Below are 15,831 nucleotides of genomic sequence, written 5' to 3' on the forward strand. Positions count from 1 at the left end.
GCCCGGTGGAATCGACGCAGGGGGGACGGGCCACCCCTGCGCTTGATCCGTGCGGCGTGTCGGGTCGGAGTGGGATTGTGGACCCGACGGCCGTCAGGCCAGGGCCGCGCACTGATCCTCGGCATCGCCTGCGACGACGTTGCCGCCACCGGTCGGCGCCGGGTCGTTGCCCTCGCACTGGAGGTTGCCGTCGATGGTGTTGCCGCTGAACTCCTGCGCACCGGTGTTGTCCTCGGACTGGATGTCCCCGTCGACGTCGGTTCCGGTGACGGTGGCGGCGCCGCCGCCGTTGAGCTGGATGTTCCCGCCGACCCGGCCGTCGACGAACGTGACGGCGGCGTGCCCCTCGCCCTGGACGTCGCCATCGACGGTGACCTCGTTGGCCACGAGGGTGCCCCCTCGCTCGATCTCGAGGTTGCCACCGATGACAGCCCCGTCGAGCTCGCAGACCTCGCCGTCGCGGATCACCAGGTCGTCGTCGCTCGAGGCGCAGTCCCCCGCCGGGCCGGTGGTGGCGGCGTGCGTGGGTGTGCCGGCCTCGGTGGTCTCCGGGGACGTGGTCGCGGAAGCACCGTTGTGGGTGTCGTCCGACGCAGCGGTGGCGACCGGCTGCCCGGAGACCGTGGTCGCGGGCGTGGCGGACCCGTCCGGCCCGGTCTCACCCCCGGAGCATGCGGCCAGGAGCAGGAGCGGAACGACGGTCAGGGTGATCAAGGACTTTCGCATGGTCCAATTGAAGCGCCGTAGTATGAGAAGCCGATGAGAGACGCGGGAAGATCCTCTCACGCATGATTTGGCCGCTCAGGCCAAGCGACAGTAGTATGGGTCGTCGCGCCGAGTGCGCGACTGAAAAATCCGAGTAGACATTTAGTGAGGCGAGCCCCAGTGGCGAACATCAAGTCCCAGAAGAAGCGCAACAAGACCAACGAGAAGTCGCGCCAGCGCAACAAGGCCATCAAGTCCGAGCTGCGCACCCACATCCGCTCGTTCCGCCAGGCTGTCGCCGCCGGTGAGACCGAGAAGGCCGTCGAGCTCTCGAGGGTGGCCAACCGCTCCCTGGACCGGGCCGTGAGCAAGGGCGTCATCCACAAGAACAACGCCGCCAACCGCAAGTCGGCGATCTCCGCCACTGCGGCCGCCCTCTCCTGAGGCACCCACAGCGCTGAACGTGACCAGCGCCCCGACCCACTCGGTGGTCGGGGCGCTGTTTCGCGTTCCCGTGCCCGGTCAGCGGGCGGCGTTTCGACGCTGCGCCAGCACTCCCAGCACCATCCGCTCCAATGAGTACTCGGCGCTGGTGGCGGCGCCCTTCACGTCAGCGTCCGCAGCGGCAACCAGCTTGATCGCGGCGGCCACTCCCCCGGACTGCCAGTGCCGGGAGTTGCGGGAGTAGTCCTTGATCTTCCAGGGCGGCACCCCGAGCTGGCGGGCCAGGTCGTACTCGTTCATCCGCATGCCTTGCGCGTCCAGGTACTTGCCCATCCCGCGAAACGCGGCCGCCATGGCGCTGGTCACGAGCACCGGCGCCGCACCGGTGCTGAGCGCCCAGCGCAGCCGCTCCATCGCGAGGGACGAGTTGCCGGCGAGGACGGCGTCGGCGACGGCGAACGACGTGACGTCGGCCCGGCCCGCGAAGTAGCGGCCGATCAGCTTGGCGTCGATCTCCTCCCCGCCGGCGTCGTCGGCGAGCTGGGAGATGGCCGAGACCAGCGCCCGCAGGTCAGTGCCGATCGCGGCGACCAGCGCATTGGCCGCATCCGTGGTGAGCCCCACCCGCTGCCGCTTGGCCTCGGCCTGGCAGAACTTCGGGACCTCCCAGCTCTTGATGGGAGCCACGGTCTCCAACTCGATCCTGGCCTTCTTGAGCTTGTCGATGAGGCCCTTGCCCTTGTTGCCGCCCTGGTGGACCAGTACCAGGCACAGTTCCGGGCCCGGGTTCTTCGCCGTCGCCACCAGCTGGTCCACCACCTCGGGCGGTGTGGCGCCGACGTCGTCGATGATGGCGATGATGTGGCTCGCGAACAGCGATCCGCCGACGACCTCCGCCAGCATGGAGCCCTGGAGTTCCGAGGCGTCCAGCCGGTTGACCTCGGCGTCGGGCTGTTCGGCCAGCGCCTCCTTGCGGCGCGCCTCCACGGCGCGAGCGGCGAGCAGCTGTTCTGTCCCGCTGACCAGCAGCGCGGTTCCGAAGGCGGTCATGGGTGCAAGTTTGCCAGTTGACCCCGACATCGCGCCCGTCTGCGCGGCCCCTAGACTGGCAGACAGACCACGATGCACCACTGGAGGACACAGATGTCGCAGGCTGAACCGTTGAGGATCGGGATCCTCGGAGCCGCGGGGATCACCCCGCCGGCGTTGATCGAGCCGGCCGCCGGCAACCCGGACGTCCGGCTCGTCGCCGTGGCAGCCCGTGACCGGTCCCGGGCCGAGGAGTTCGCCGCCGAGCACGGCATCGAGCGGACCTGCGACTCCTACGGGGAACTGCTGGCCGACGCTGAGGTGGAGGCCGTCTACAACCCGCTGCCGAACTCGCACCACGCGTACTGGACAATCCGCGCGTTGGAGGCCGGCAAGCACGTCCTGGTGGAGAAGCCCTTCGCCTCCAACCTGGCCGAGGCGCAGCAGGTGGCGGCCGTCGCGGCCGGCCATCCCGAACTGGTGCTGATGGAGGCCTTCCACAACCGCTACCACGCGCTGACCCACAAGGTCCTGGACCTGCTCGCCGACGGCGCGATCGGAGACGTGCGCACCGCGGACGCTGAGTTCCTCGTGCACCTGCCGGACCGCAGCGACATCCGCTACAACCACGACCTCTCGGGCGGGTCCACCATGGACCTCGGCTGCTACCCGGTGCACTTCCTGCGCACGCTGTTCGGCGAGCCGTCGGTGCTCTCCGGCTCGGCGCGCACCACTGACGACCCTCGCCTCGACGAGGCGATCACCAACACCCTCGAGTTCCCGGGTGGAGTCCGCTCCACCATCACCAGCTCGCTGTTCGAGCCCGAGGAGGTGCAGCACGTCCTCATCACAGGCAGCCGTGGCACCATCGAGGTCAACGGCTTCGTCAAGCCGCAGCAGGGCAACCAGGTGCTGGTCACCGTCGACGGCGAGACCGTGGACCACTCGGTGCCGGGCACGCCGACCACCTACGAGGCCCAGCTGTCGGCCTTCGTGGCAGCAGTGCGTGGCGGCGCCCCGGTCCTGACCGGACCCGACGACTCTCTGGCAACCATGAAGGTGATCGACGCGATGTACGTCTCCGCGGGTCTGGAGCCGCGGCCGACGGTTGCCGTTGCGGAGTGACACCGCACGCGGGGGTCCTGAGCGTTACGCCGCGCAGCACGTCTGACGCGTTGGTAGTGGCCAGGCGCAACCACGTCGGGAAACGGCGCTGACACGGCGACTCCACCGACCAGAAGGGGCGCCCCGGACTTCGGTCCGGGGCGCCCCTTCCTTCTGTTCTGGATTCGGGCGTTGTCGAGTCAGCCGAAACGGACCATGTTGTTGAGCACCCAGATCCGGTCCCAGCGGTAGGTCCACCTGCCGTCGACCTGCTCGGAGACCACGACGTCGGACCGCGTGTAGCTGCGGCAGCCGTTGGCCCCCGTCACCGCAGTGTCGCATTCCGTCCGCCATTCCCGACCGTCAGCTGCGGTCCAGTGCCCCGTGCGTCCGAGTGGGTTCGCGGCCCACTGCTCGCGGGACATGTGGGGCAGGTAGGTCAGGTTGTTGAACGTCCAGTCGGTCTTCCCGACGAAGGTCGCACCCACCTGCGACACCGTGGTGGCCCAGATCTTCGTGGTGCAACGGAACGTCTGGGAATACGGCTCGCACTCGGTCCACCAGTGCCGGCCGTTCACGTGATGCAGGCCGGGCGTGGCGTAGACGTCGACGGGGCCAGCGGTCGGCTCCTCACTCGGCTCCTGCGAAGGCTCCCCACTCGGCTCCTGCGAAGGCTCCCCACTCGGATCCTGCGAAGGCTCCTCACTCGGCCCGGGATCGGGCGCATCAACTTCGGGGGCAGGGATCGTGATCTCGTAGATACTGAGGTAGGGGTTGATCGACTTGGCGCGGACTGTGATCCTCACGTGCCGGGCGGTGACCGGCTCCGTCAGGACCACCTCGTCGGTGCGGGCGCCGGTCGGCTGGTCGCTGAGCGCCTCGACCTCGGCCCAGGTCTGGCCGTCGTCGGAGACCTCAATCACGCATCCGGTCGCGGAGGCGGACTCCCAGGCGATGTCGATCTGGCTGAAGGTACTGGGCTCACCCAGGTCCAGCGCGATCCATGGGTTCTCCACGTAGTTGGCGGACCAGCGAGTGGCCAGGTTTCCGTCCACCACGGCCTCCGGAGGAGTCGATGCTGCCTCCACGCCCGAGGCCGTGACCACGGCACCTGCGGAGAGCGGTTCAGGGGCGAACACGGCCGCGCGCCAGGCAGTGATCGAACCTGCCGTCGAGGCTGCGGTCACGCGGACGTAGCGGGCGGAGTCGGCCTCGAAGGCGATCTCGTTGCCTTCGGCGCCCGATGCAACGGTCCGCCAGACGTCCCCGTCGTTGGACACCTCGACATCGATCCCCGTCGGCGCCGGGGTGGCCCAGTCAACCTCGACACGGCCGACTGTGCGGTCAGAGCCTAGGTCGACCGTGAAGGAGGCCTCGCCCCGGCCAGTGGACCAGCGGGAGAACATGTTGCCGTCGACAAGGTTCTCGGGTCCGTTGCCCGCGGTGCTGCTGGAGGCGGTGACGTCGGCCCCGAGGCTGAGCTCGCCCGTGTCGGCGACCGGGTCCTGCTCGATCACCCGTAGACCGGGACCTCGGCCGACAGCCTGAAGGGCGTCGGAGAACTGCGCGTAGCTGATGGCCGGGTCCTCCGCCTTCCACGACTTCTGCGCGATGACCGGGAAGGAGTCCCTCACCAGGCCGTGCACACCGAGCTCGGTGTAGTCGTCGTGGACCAGGTCGTTCCACACGGCGAACATCGCGCCGGCCGGCGCACCTGCGGGAACCACGTCCTGGTCGCCGCGGCGATTGGGTAGCCAGCTGCTGTAGAGCCACTGGTTGTTGAGGCCGCTGCCGTGGTAGTAGTCGGCGAACGGCACGACGTAGAGGGTGCCGTCGTTCATGCTGATGAACTCATAGCCGTCCTCGTAGGCGCTCTCCATGCTGTACCAACCGCCGTCCCCGGCACCGTTCCAGGCGTTGATCGTGACATCCCGGTCGTAGCCGTCGGCGGAGCCGTGCATGTGGGTCATGCTGCCCCAGGCGCGGGCCTCCTTGCCGAGGTCATCACGGACGAACGCGGCCATGGCGTTGAAGAAGTTGCGGTAGTCATCCTCGTTGCCGGGGTACTCATCGGCGCCGAAGTGAACTGCCGGTCCTTCGAACCAAGATGCGAACTCGGAGAAGACCCGCTGGATGACCTCGGTGGTTTCGGGCTTGGAAAGGTCGAGCCGATCCGAGTCACCGCCGTTGAGGCCAAGTTCCGGCTTCCACTGGATGAAGGAGCGCGAGTGGGCCGGGACGTCGATCTCAGGGATGATCGTGACGCTGTGGGCGGCCGCAGTGTCCTCGAACGACTGCCAGTCCTCGCGGTCGTAGGCGCCGTCCTCAGCGGCCAGGCCGTCGAAGTACGGGTCTTCGGACACCAGCCGGAAGCCCTGATAGGCGTTCTCCCAGCCGTTGGAGGGGTAGATCTCGTTGTCATTGAGGTGAATCTGGAACTCGTTGAGCTTGTACCAACTCATCATCGAGATGTAGTCGCGGACGAACTCGGGGGTGAAGAACCGCCGCCCGACGTCGAGCATGAAGCCGCGTACCTCGTAGGAGGGCCAGTCGGTGGCCTCACCTGCAGGGAAGCTGGTTCGCCGTCGGACTGGACGAGTCCCTGCAGCGCCGTCCTGGTGCCGTAGAAGACGCCGGCCTCGCTCGGGGCCGTGATGGTGAGCTGCGATGTGGTCGCCTCCAGGACATAGCCCTCCTCGGCGAAGCGTTCGGCGTCCCCGTCGTCGGTCAGTGCTGCGTCCTGGTCCAGCACCACGTCGCCACTGGCCGGTTCGGACTGCGTGACCTCGAGCTCGAGACCGGTGACGGCGGCCAAGTCTGATGCGAGCTGCTCGCCGACCTCACGGAGCGCGTCCTCCACCACGATCCTGGACGTCGAGGAGAGCGCGAAGCTCCCCTCCCCGCCGGTCCATTCCTGGAGGGCCGGGATGATGGTGGGTGCATCGTTGGGCGCCGCGTTGGCCTCCTGGGCGGAGGGGGCGAGCGGGGCGAGTGTCACCGCCAGCGTGGCGGCCGTAATGGTGGCCACCGAAGCCAGTCTGGATCGTGGGCGCATCTGGGACATGGGTCATCCATCCACTTCGTTGTCGGATCGACTGCACGCCGTGGCAGTCACGCGTCCGAGTATGGTCAGCACCGTCATCGGAAATCGAGCTGTGGGGCGTTTCAGACAACGCGATTGCGCGTTCTCAGGCTGGCGCGGTGACCGTTCCCGTTATCCGGACGCTCAGTTCCCCGTCCTCGACCGCGACAGCGATCGCTCCATCCTCATCGGTCCGCGCGACCACCATCCCGGACCGGGCTGCCAGATCCAGCGCCCCGTCGGACGGGTGCCCGTAGTCGTTCTCCCTGCCCGCGGACGCTACCGCCAGCGCAGCTCCCGTGGCGGCGAAGAACTCCTCGTGCTGCCGCGAGGATCCGTGGTGCGGGAGCTTGAGGACGTGGGCCTTCAGCGAGAGGCCGAGCCGCGCCGCATCCGACATGGTCCGCCGTTGTCCGTCGGGTTCCAGGTCCCCCGGGAGCAGCACCCGCAGGCCCGCCACCTCCGCCACCCCGGCCACCGACGAGTCATTCTCGTCCCCGCTCTCCCCCATCGTGTCGCTGTCGACCCGTCCGGGCTCGTGCGCACCGATCGTGGTCCAGGAGACGTCACCCACCCGGAACGTCTGGCCGGGCACGGCCGCCACCACACGGGCGCCAACCCTCGCAGCCGCGCTCGACACCGTCGCGACCTGCGGCTCGGGCGAGGCGAGTGGACTCACCAGCACGAGTTCGGGCCGATATCGCTCCAGCAGTTCGGCCGCGCCCCCGACATGGTCCGCATGGTAGTGCGTCAGCACCAGCAGCGGCACGGCGGTCACCCCGAGCGACTCGAGGCAGAACCGCACACTGTTCGGTTCCGGACCCGTGTCCACCACCACCGCCGACCCCGCCGCCGCACGGAGCACGGTGGCGTCCCCCTGCCCGACGTCACAGAACACGACGCTCCAGGGACCCGGCCAGCCCAGCGGGTGGGGCCGGACCAGGGATCCCAGCACCATCACCACGACCATGGCCCCGACTCCCAGCGGCGTCCGCAGCAACTCGCCCGCGAGTAGGGCCACCAATGCGCACGCTACGACGCACAGCGCCACTCCCAGCACGTCGGCCGGCCACGCCAGGGACGCGGCCGGAAGCCGCGATCCCAGGTCCGCCACCCACAGGATCGGTTGCACGCACCAGCCAGCGAGCCACGCCACCGCCGCGGCGGCGGGTGGGAACCAGATCAGGCAGGTGGCAGCGAGGCCGAGGGTGGTCGCCGGCCCGACGAATGGTCCTGCGGCCATGTTCGCGAGGACTCCCACCACCGAGACCTGACCGCTCAACGCGGTGATGAGCGGCTGCGTCGCGAGCTGGGCCGCAAGCGGGATGGTCAGGGCCTCGGCCAGCGGACGAGGCAGCCAAGCCATGCTCCTGGCCCAGGCGGGGGCCAGGAGGGCGATCCCGCAGCACGCCGCCACCGACAGGGCAAACCCCCAGGAACGGGCCAGCCAGGGGTCCAGCAGCATCAGGCAGAGGACGGCGAGGCCGAGGTGGCGCATCGACCGCCTCCCCCTGCCCAGACCGATCGCGGACAGGCTGACCAGCCCCATGGCCGCCGCCCGCACCACCGAGGGCTCGCTCCGGCAGACCAGCACGAACAGCACCACGCAGGCAACAGCGATGCCGCGCACCGCCCAGCCGCGCACCCCCACCAAGCGGGCGAGCGCCAGCACGACCGTCAGCATCAGCGTCAGATTGGCCCCCGACACCGCGAGCAGGTGGCTGAGGGAGGTGGCCTTGAAGTCCGTCGTCATGTCCTCGGTGATGGCCGATGTGTCCCCCACCACCAGCGACGGCACGAGCGCGGCCTGCCCTGGTGGCGAATGGGTCGCGGCCGCGCGTCGAAGCCCTGCGCGCAGGCGATTCACCAGCGCATCGACGGGGCCCGGGCCCTCGACGACCCCCACCATCTGCCGGGCCCTCACCACGACCGCCTCGGGAGAATCGGGATCGGCCGGCGTGAGCGTCCCCCGGAGGTCCACCACAGAACCCGGTGCCACACGTGTCAAGGCCTCCCCGACGTCGTCGGCGGCGAAGATGACCACCTGCTGGGAGGTCTCGACGGCCATCCCCGTGGCCTCCAGCCGGAGGAGGCGGGCGTTGGCCACCAGGAGCGGTGGCCGTGGACCCTGCTCGACCAGCCGCACGTCCCCGACGAGCCGGACGCGGACCTGGGCGCTCACCCCGTCGGCCGCCAGCCGGGCGGGCAGCGAGTCGTGGAGCTGGAGCTCCCGTGCACCGGAGAGGAGGGTCGTGGCGGCGAGCACGGCCACGAACAGGAAGGTCCAGTGCCGGTGTGAGCGCGCCGCCAGCACCGCCGCGATGCCGAGGGAGGCGAAGATGCCAAAGAGGACGGGAGCCTCGGGCCGGAAGCCGCCGGTGCCGAGCCAGGCGCCGGCCCACGCCGCCGCGGCCAGGGGCAGCAGGCGTAGGTCGTGCCCGTCATCCCTCATACCGTCACCAGGGGCTCCAGCGTCTCGTAGGTCTTGGGGCCGATGCCGGAGACCTCCTGCAGGTCCGCGACCGAGCCGAAGCCGCCGTTGCCGTCGCGCCACGCGATGATCTCCCCGGCCAGGACCGGGCCCACCCCTGGCAGCTCCTCCAACTGGGCCTGGCTCGCGGTGTTCAGGTTCAGCTTGCCGGTGGTCTCCGCTCCGCCGTCACCGGGCTGGGACGGCTGGCCCCGCACGTCTCCCTGTGGCCGCTCCCGGGTTCCCACGACCACCTGCTGGCCGTCGGCGAGCCGCGCGGCGAGGTTCAGCTGGGCAGGGTCCGCGTCCGGGAGCAGCCCGCCCGCTGCAGTCAGGGCGTCCGCGACAATGGCACCCTCGGGAACCGAGACGACCCCGGGGGACGCGACGGCACCCAGGACGTGCACCCGCAGAGCCACCGGTTCGGGCGTTGGACTGGAGGGAGCCGGCGGTGGCGCCTGCGTCTCCACCCCAGGGGGCGTCGCGAGCGGCACCTGGGAGGCCGAGCTCTGGCTGAGGACGGCCATGGTGATGCCGAGCCCCACCAGCAGCAGTGCCAGGACGGCCACCACGTAGCGCCGGCGCAGGGCCTGCTCGAGGATCCCCAGGCCGGCGGTAGGCAGAGCGCGGAGAGCCGCTCCGGGATCGGGAGCTGGCTCGCCGAGGGCCGACGACGCCGCGTCGTCCGCAACCGGGGCCGCTAGGCCTGGCTCACTGCGGGTGGGCTCTTCCGGCAGCGCATGGCGGGGCGCGGACAGGGCCGGCTGGCCGGCGCTGATCCAGGCCAGCCGGGCACGTGCCAGTTGGTCGTCGGGGATCCCGGAGGAGGTGGGCATACCCACACTCTGGTTGCCGGGACCCCCGATCCGTCACGCTTCGTCGGGGCTGTGGATTACTTCCCGGGGACGAGGCTCAGCATCTTGGGCAGGCGCGCGATCACCTTGACGACGCTTCGGCCGTCGAGTGACCGCTGGACCCCGGCGTCGGCCATCGCCAACTCGAGCGCGGCCTCCTCGGTGATGTCGGTGGGGACCTCGAGCTTGGCGCGAATCTTGCCCTGGATCTGGACGACCATGGTGACGGAGTCCTCCACCAGCAGCGTCTCGTCGGCGGTGGGCCAGGTGCTGTTGGCGACCGAGGGCGGCAGTCCGAGCGTCTCCCAGATCTCCTCCGCAACGTACGGGGCCACCAGGCTGAGGGCCTGCGCGACGAACATCACGGCCTCCCGCACTGCCGGGTCAGCGCCACCGGGACCGCTGTCGACAGCCTTGCGGGTGGCGTTGACCAGTTCCATCGTGCGGGCGACGGCGACGTTGAAGCGGCCGGACTCCACGAGCTGGGTGATCTCGGCGATCGACTTGTGCGTGACGTGGCGCAGGGCCTTGTCACCGTCGGCGAAGTCGACCTCGGGTTTGCTGGCGACGTCGTGCGCCAGACGGAACGCGCGCTGCAGGAACTTCAGCGAGGAGGCGGGCGAGACCTCGGCCCAGTCGATGTCGTCCTCCGGCGGGCCGGCGAAGATCATGGTCAGCCGGACGGCGTCGACGCCGAACTCGTCGATCTGCGCCCCGAGGTCGATCCCGTTGCCGAGCGACTTGCTCATCGCCCTGCCCTGGTTGATGACCTGGCCCTGGTTGAGCAGCTTCAGCATGGGCTCGTCGAAGGACACCATGCCCATGTCGCGCAGCACCTTGGAGAAGAACCGCATGTAGAGCAGGTGCAGGATCGCGTGCTCCACGCCACCGACGTACTGCGCCACGGGCATCCAGTTCGCGACGTCGTCCGGGTTGAACGGGCCCTCGGTGTAGCCGGGAGAGCAGTAGCGGAAGAAGTACCACGAGGAGTCCACGAAGGTGTCCATGGTGTCGGTGTCGCGCTGCGCGGGACCGCCGCACTTGGGACACTCGACGTTGACCCAGTCGGTCGCGCCGGCCAGCGGGGACGTGCCCTTGGGAGCCAGCTCCGAGCCGCGCAGGTCGGGCAGCCTGACGGGCAGCTGCTCGTCGGCGACCACCACCTCGCCGCAGTCGGCGCAGTGGATCACGGGGATCGGGCAGCCCCAGAAGCGCTGGCGGCTGAGCAGCCAGTCGCGCAGCCGGAACTGCACGGTGCCGACGCCGTTGCCGTCGGCCTGCAGCTGCTCGGTGATCCTCGCGACGCCGGCCGCCTTGTCCGTCAGCCCGTCGAGGGGGCCGGAGTTCAGGTAGGTGCCGTCGCCGCTGGTGGCGATGCCGGTCTCGGCCGGGTCGGTGCCGTCGACGTCGATGACGTTGCGGACGGGCAGGCCGAACTTGCGGGCGAAGTCCAGGTCGCGCTGGTCGTGCGCGGGCACCGCCATCACCGCGCCGGTGCCGTAGTCGGCCAGCACGTAGTCGGCCGCCCAGATCGGGACCCGCTCCCCGTTCACGGGGTTGGTCGCGAAGGCGCCAAGGGGGACGCCGGTCTTCTCGTTCTCGGTGGACTGGCGCTGGATCTCGGTCTGGCGCTTGGTCTGCTCGACGTAGGCCTCGAAGGCCGCGCGGTGCTCGTCGGTGACCAGTTCGGCGGCCAGGGGGCCGTCCGGGGCAACCACCATGAAGGTGGCACCGAAGAGGGTGTCGGGCCGCGTGGTGAACACGCGGATGGGGGTTTCGCGGCCCTCGACCGCGAAGTCGACGTGGGCGCCCTCGGAGCGGCCGATCCAGTTGCGCTGCATGGCCAGCACGTGGTCGGGCCAGCCGCCCTCCAGCTGTGTCATGTCGTCGAGCAGTTGCTGGGCGTAGTCGGTGATCTTGAAGTACCACTGGTTCAGCTTGCGCTTGGTCACGTCGGACCCACAGCGCTCGCAGCGGCCGTCGACCACCTGCTCGTTGGCGAGCACGGTCTGGTCCTTCGGACACCAGTTGACGAACGAGTTCTTCCGGTAGGCGAGGCCGCGCTCGTGGAACCGGGCGAACAGCCACTGGGTCCAGCGGTAGTAGTCCTCGTCGGAGGTGTGCAGCCGGCGCGACCAGTCAAGGCTCAGTCCGTAGCGCTTGAAGGAGCGGGCCTGGGTCTCGATGTTGTTGTAGGTCCACTCCGCCGGATGGGTGTTGGCCCTGATGGCGGCGTTCTCGGCGGGCAGGCCGAAGGAGTCCCAGCCGATCGGGTGCATGACGTCGTAGCCGCGCAGCCGCAGGAAGCGGGAGACGACGTCGCCCATGGCGTAGGCCTCCGCGTGGCCCATGTGGAGGTCACCGGAGGGGTAGGGGAACATGTCGAGGACATAGCGGCGCTCGCGGCTGCCGTCGTCGAGCGGCTCGAAGGTCTTGTCCTGCTCCCAGAAAGCCTGCCACTTCTCCTGCGCCGCCTGGCTGTCGTAGTGCGCAACCGTCGGCTCCACGTGACTCGTCACGAGATCGCTCCTCTTGTTCCCGCGCGCCCCACGGCGCACGGTCATTCAATATAGCGCCGCGGCCCCGGCGCGACCGAGTCAGCCCCGGAAGGCAGCGACCTCCTCGGCCGTGGGCGGGTTGGCCCCGCTGCGGGAGCACACCAGCGCCGACGCCGCGATTCCGTTGTCCAGTGCTGCGGCCACGTCAGTGGGGTCGAGGGCGTAGGCGGCCAGGAAGCCGGCCATGAAGGTGTCGCCCGCACCGACGGTGTCGACGAGCTCCACCTTGCGTCCCCTGACCCCGATCTGGCGTCCGTCCGCCTTCACCGCTACAGCACCCTCGGGGCCGAGAGTCACGATGAACATCGACAATCCGTACTCGGCGGCCCAGGCCTGCGCGTACGAGATCGGGTCCTCGTCGTCGACGAGCCAGTTGATGTCCTCGTCACTGGCCTTGATGATCCCCCCGGATCGCCCGACGGCCTCCATCAGCGGATTCACCAGGTCGAAGTACTCGACGCGGTCCGGGATGACCGTGGGTCGGATGTTGAGGTCGTAGCTCACGGAAGCACTGGTGTGGGACACGAAGTCCAGCAAGGGGCCGGTGCCCGAGCCGGCGACGAACCCGATGGACCCGAAGTGCAGCCAGTCAGACTCGTCGAGTTGCGGGAACTCCCCGGGCTGCCAGCTGAAGCCGGCGGTACCGCGCAGGTGGAAGTTGTAACTGGCCTTGCCGCTCTCGTCCAGGGACACGATACCGAGGGCCGTCGGGTCCTCGGAGCGCACTGCCAGGTCCAACTGCACGCCGTTGGCGCCGAGATGCCCCTCGATCTGGCGCCCGAAGGCATCGGCCCCGATCCGGCCGAGGAAGTGGGTGTCCGCGCCGAGCTTGGCGAGGGCCACCGACGTGTTCATCGGGCCTCCGCCCGCGAACGCGGACCAGCGGCTCTCGATGGTGGAGACGGACTCACCGGGAATGAGGTCGATCAGGTTCTCACCGCACACTACGAAGCGCATGGCAGCACCCTATCGTCCTCACCAGCTGTCCCAGCGCGAGGGCGGGACCGCGTCGTGCAGCAATTGCCTCAGCAGCCGCAGGACCGGATTGCGCGGCGCCACCTCCTCCAACTGCGCGACGCACTCGTTCATCTGAGCACCCTTGCCGGCGAGCCAGCAGGCCAGGGCGAGCGGCCCCAGCACGTCCGCCTCGCATTCCTCGTCCGAGGCGGCCCGGGCCTCGACGAGGCGGGCGTGGAACCGGGCGGCGGTGGCGCTACTCAGCTGGCAGAGGAACTCCCCCTGGCAGTCCTGGACCTGGAGGAGGGCCGCCAACTCGGCTGCGTCATCGGACGCAAGGACGTCCCCGGAGTCGATGAGGTGACCGAAGAGCTGGATGCGGTCGTCCGGATCCATGGGCAGGACACGTTCGAACGCCGCCTCGAGGCGGACCGAGATCTCGGCGCGCAGGTGCGCCGGCGGCCGCTGGACCGCGGCGACCGCCTCCGCCCTCGTACGCCTCAGCGACACTCCCCTGTAGACCGCATGGGCAGCCACCCCGCTGTTCTCGACGGCGTAGGGCTCACCCGCGTGGGCCGGGAGCTCCCCGTCCTCGAGCCGCCAGAAGCGCTCGTGGTTCGTGGCGACCATCATGGTCACCACCGGCCCCAGCCGGGCGCCGAGCGCGACCATGGCGTCGCGCACTCGCAGCATGTCGCGCCCGTAGCCCAGGAGGATGAACTCCCTGCCCCGGGTGTTCTCGAACCCTCGCAGGAGTTGTGCCGCGGTGGCGTCCAGGGCATCGTCGTCCATCCCGAGGTCCGAACGGGCGCAGAACTTGACGGTGTCCCCACGCATGCAGACCGACACCACGGATTCGTCGGGCTGGAACTCCAGCAGCAGGGAGGCGATGGTGAGCAGGTCGTGGGGGCCGGAGCAGCGGAGGCGGGTGGGCTGGTGCATGCCCACACTCTGGTTGTCGGGCCGCCGGATCCGTCACGGCCGGTCGAGCCTGTGGAGAACTGCCCCGCTTGTATCGTTGTGGCCACCATGAGCAACGAAGACTCCCCCTGGGCGCACGAGGATCCCCGCTGGAAGCCGCAGAGCTACCACGACGCGGTGGGCCGCGACCCCCGGCAGCCGTTCGGGCAGCCGAACAGGCAGGCGGGGCCGGCGCCGCACGAACCCTCGATCGACGACTACCGGGAACCGCGCCGCGGCGGTCCCCCGTGGTGGCTGGTCGCGGTCGGCGTGGTCGCCGCCATTGCGCTGGTCCTGATAACGCTGCAGGTCGTCACGGGCGAGGGCGAGCCGAGCGTGTCGCCCAGTCCGACGCCCGCCACCACCGCCGGCGAGTCGGAGACCCCCAGTTCGAGCGCCACGGGCGGCAACTCCATCCCGTTCGAGGGGAACGGCACGGGCGTCTTCGAACTGTTGGACCAGGACTGGACGGCCGACGGACTCGTGGTGCGTTTCCGGGTCACGCTCGACGCGGGCCAGCAGAGCTTCGGCGTCTACATGTTCAGCAACACGACGATGGAGGTCTCCGACCCCCTCGACACCACCCCGTTCGACGTGATGGCGGGGCAACCCCACGAGGGCACAGCCACCTTCGCGGTGGAACAGGGTGAGGCGACCTTGGTGCTCACCTCGGCGTTCGGCAGCGCGGTCACCGCCCTGCCGATCAAGGGATGAGGCGGGCCCTGTCCTTCTCCTCGGCGTCCTTGCGACGCTCCTCGAGGGCGTCGGGGTGGTCCCGGGAGAGCAGCACGACCCCGTAGACGGCGATGGCCCCGGAGACGGCCATTCCGATGGCCGGCAGCGGGCCCATGCCCGAGCCCTCACCGAGGATGAACAGGCCGAAGATGACGGCGACGAACGGGTCCACCGTCGTCATGGTGCCGACGGTGATCTCGGCCGGGCCGGACGCGTACCCCTGCTGGATCATCCACACGCCCAGGCCGTAGCAGGCGAGCATGAAGCCGATGACCACCAGCACCTGCCAGTGGAACAGGTCGAACTCGCCACCCTGGACCAGATTCATGGCGGCCTTCATCATGCCGGAGGCCAGGCCGTAGAAGATGGCGCCGACCGAGGACCAGAGCATCGCCTTCGCCCAGGCGGCGGCACGCGCCGCGAACAGCGAGAGCACCGCGCAGATCACGCACACGACCAGGAACGAGATCACCACGCCCTGGAAGCTGAACTGCTTGTCGCCCCTGGCGAAAACCGAGGAGAAGATGGTGAATCCGACGACGCCAACCACGGTGATCCCGACGGCCCCCCAGATCCGCAGCGGCACCTTGTGGCCGTGGATCTTGGAGGCAAGGATGACCGACCACGGGACGGCGAGGATGCCGACGGGCTGCACGACCGCCACCGGGGCCATGCTCAGCGCCACCAGGTGGAGCCCCGCGCCGGCCAGGACGCACAGCAGGCCGAGCAGCCACTTCGGGATCAGGAACAGCCTGAGCATCCCCTTTATCGTCAGCCGATTCGACGACTGCCGACCGGTCGGGTCGAAGGTGGACTTCACCCCCAGGTGCTGCAGGGTTGCCCCGCTCGCGAAGAGGAACGAGGAGATGACCTGCAGGCCGATTGCCAGAGCGATTCCCACCAGATACGCCTTTCGAGTGACTCCCGGAAACG

General features: G+C 69.4%; 13 protein-coding genes. 3 read left to right on the forward strand and 10 right to left on the reverse strand.

The annotated features are described in order from the left end of the window. Positions 1-93: 93 nt before the first annotated feature. Positions 94-726 (reverse strand): hypothetical protein, encoded by a 633-nt coding sequence (locus FOJ82_RS16090; RefSeq protein ID WP_185975569.1) that lies wholly within the window; start codon positions 724-726, stop codon positions 94-96. A gap of 159 nt (positions 727-885) precedes the next feature. Between FOJ82_RS16090 and rpsT the strand changes: the two genes are divergently transcribed. After that, entirely contained in the window at positions 886-1,149 is a 264-nt protein-coding gene (rpsT, locus tag FOJ82_RS01205) for a 30S ribosomal protein S20 (RefSeq protein ID WP_143936635.1), read from the forward strand. Between the two features lie 78 nt (positions 1,150-1,227). Here rpsT and holA read toward each other — a convergent pair whose 3' ends face one another. After that, positions 1,228-2,199 (reverse strand): DNA polymerase III subunit delta, encoded by a 972-nt coding sequence (holA, locus tag FOJ82_RS01210; protein WP_143936636.1) that lies wholly within the window; start codon positions 2,197-2,199, stop codon positions 1,228-1,230. A 93-nt stretch (positions 2,200-2,292) separates the two neighbouring features. Here holA and FOJ82_RS01215 point away from each other — a divergent pair, with 93 nt between their 5' ends. Further along, a complete protein-coding gene (locus FOJ82_RS01215; protein WP_143936637.1) occupies positions 2,293-3,303 on the forward strand; it encodes a Gfo/Idh/MocA family protein in 1,011 nt (336 codons plus the stop codon). 179 nt (positions 3,304-3,482) lie between these two features. Here the strand turns inward: FOJ82_RS01215 and FOJ82_RS01220 are convergent, their stop codons facing one another. The 7 genes from FOJ82_RS01220 to FOJ82_RS01250 all read right to left on the reverse strand — a co-directional run bounded on the left by FOJ82_RS01220 (position 3,483) and on the right by FOJ82_RS01250 (position 14,145). Continuing rightward, positions 3,483-5,804 (reverse strand): discoidin domain-containing protein, encoded by a 2,322-nt coding sequence (locus FOJ82_RS01220; RefSeq protein WP_143936638.1) that lies wholly within the window; start codon positions 5,802-5,804, stop codon positions 3,483-3,485. After that, the gene (locus FOJ82_RS01225; RefSeq protein ID WP_185975570.1) at positions 5,744-6,310 is read right to left on the reverse strand and encodes a glycoside hydrolase family 20 zincin-like fold domain-containing protein; all 567 of its coding nucleotides are present in this window, start codon (positions 6,308-6,310) and stop codon (positions 5,744-5,746) included. Before FOJ82_RS01225 ends, FOJ82_RS01220 begins: the two co-directional genes overlap by 61 nt. A gap of 160 nt (positions 6,311-6,470) precedes the next feature. Next, positions 6,471-8,816 (reverse strand): ComEC/Rec2 family competence protein, encoded by a 2,346-nt coding sequence (locus FOJ82_RS01230; protein ID WP_143936640.1) that lies wholly within the window; start codon positions 8,814-8,816, stop codon positions 6,471-6,473. After that, positions 8,813-9,670, reverse strand: coding sequence for a ComEA family DNA-binding protein (locus FOJ82_RS01235; RefSeq protein ID WP_143936641.1), 858 nt, complete (start codon positions 9,668-9,670; stop codon positions 8,813-8,815). Before FOJ82_RS01235 ends, FOJ82_RS01230 begins: the two co-directional genes overlap by 4 nt. A gap of 56 nt (positions 9,671-9,726) precedes the next feature. Next, positions 9,727-12,252, reverse strand: a complete 2,526-nt coding sequence (leuS, locus tag FOJ82_RS01240) for a leucine--tRNA ligase (protein ID WP_143936642.1) — start codon at positions 12,250-12,252, stop codon at positions 9,727-9,729. 33 nt (positions 12,253-12,285) lie between these two features. Further along, positions 12,286-13,203: a carbohydrate kinase family protein gene (locus FOJ82_RS01245; RefSeq protein ID WP_143936643.1), complete on the reverse strand. Its 918-nt coding sequence runs from the start codon at positions 13,201-13,203 to the stop codon at positions 12,286-12,288. Positions 13,204-13,221: 18 nt separating this feature from the next. Further along, positions 13,222-14,145, reverse strand: coding sequence for a DUF4192 family protein (locus FOJ82_RS01250; protein WP_143936644.1), 924 nt, complete (start codon positions 14,143-14,145; stop codon positions 13,222-13,224). Positions 14,146-14,232: 87 nt separating this feature from the next. Between FOJ82_RS01250 and FOJ82_RS01255 the strand changes: the two genes are divergently transcribed. Then, positions 14,233-14,877: a hypothetical protein gene (locus FOJ82_RS01255; protein ID WP_143936645.1), complete on the forward strand. Its 645-nt coding sequence runs from the start codon at positions 14,233-14,235 to the stop codon at positions 14,875-14,877. Here FOJ82_RS01255 and FOJ82_RS01260 read toward each other — a convergent pair. After that, entirely contained in the window at positions 14,867-15,799 is a 933-nt protein-coding gene (locus tag FOJ82_RS01260; protein ID WP_143936646.1) for a DMT family protein, read from the reverse strand. The genes FOJ82_RS01255 and FOJ82_RS01260 overlap by 11 nt on opposite strands. Positions 15,800-15,831 lie beyond the last annotated feature (32 nt).

The sequence above is a fragment of the Tessaracoccus rhinocerotis genome (assembly GCF_007197885.1).
In the GTDB taxonomy this organism is placed as follows: Bacteria; Actinomycetota; Actinomycetes; order Propionibacteriales; family Propionibacteriaceae; genus Arachnia; species Arachnia rhinocerotis.

Coding starts and splice junctions, on each gene's coding strand:
- holA (WP_143936636.1), bottom strand. CDS start 2,199: ATGACCGCCTTCGGAACCGCGCTGCTGGTCAGCGGGACAGAACAGCTG.
- leuS (WP_143936642.1), bottom strand. CDS start 12,252: ATGACCGTGCGCCGTGGGGCGCGCGGGAACAAGAGGAGCGATCTCGTG.
- FOJ82_RS01220 (WP_143936638.1), bottom strand. CDS start 5,804: ATGCTCGACGTCGGGCGGCGGTTCTTCACCCCCGAGTTCGTCCGCGAC.
- FOJ82_RS01250 (WP_143936644.1), bottom strand. CDS start 14,145: ATGCACCAGCCCACCCGCCTCCGCTGCTCCGGCCCCCACGACCTGCTC.
- FOJ82_RS01245 (WP_143936643.1), bottom strand. CDS start 13,203: ATGCGCTTCGTAGTGTGCGGTGAGAACCTGATCGACCTCATTCCCGGT.
- FOJ82_RS01255 (WP_143936645.1), top strand. CDS start 14,233: ATGAGCAACGAAGACTCCCCCTGGGCGCACGAGGATCCCCGCTGGAAG.
- FOJ82_RS01235 (WP_143936641.1), bottom strand. CDS start 9,670: ATGCCCACCTCCTCCGGGATCCCCGACGACCAACTGGCACGTGCCCGG.
- FOJ82_RS01215 (WP_143936637.1), top strand. CDS start 2,293: ATGTCGCAGGCTGAACCGTTGAGGATCGGGATCCTCGGAGCCGCGGGG.
- FOJ82_RS01230 (WP_143936640.1), bottom strand. CDS start 8,816: ATGAGGGATGACGGGCACGACCTACGCCTGCTGCCCCTGGCCGCGGCG.
- FOJ82_RS16090 (WP_185975569.1), bottom strand. CDS start 726: ATGCGAAAGTCCTTGATCACCCTGACCGTCGTTCCGCTCCTGCTCCTG.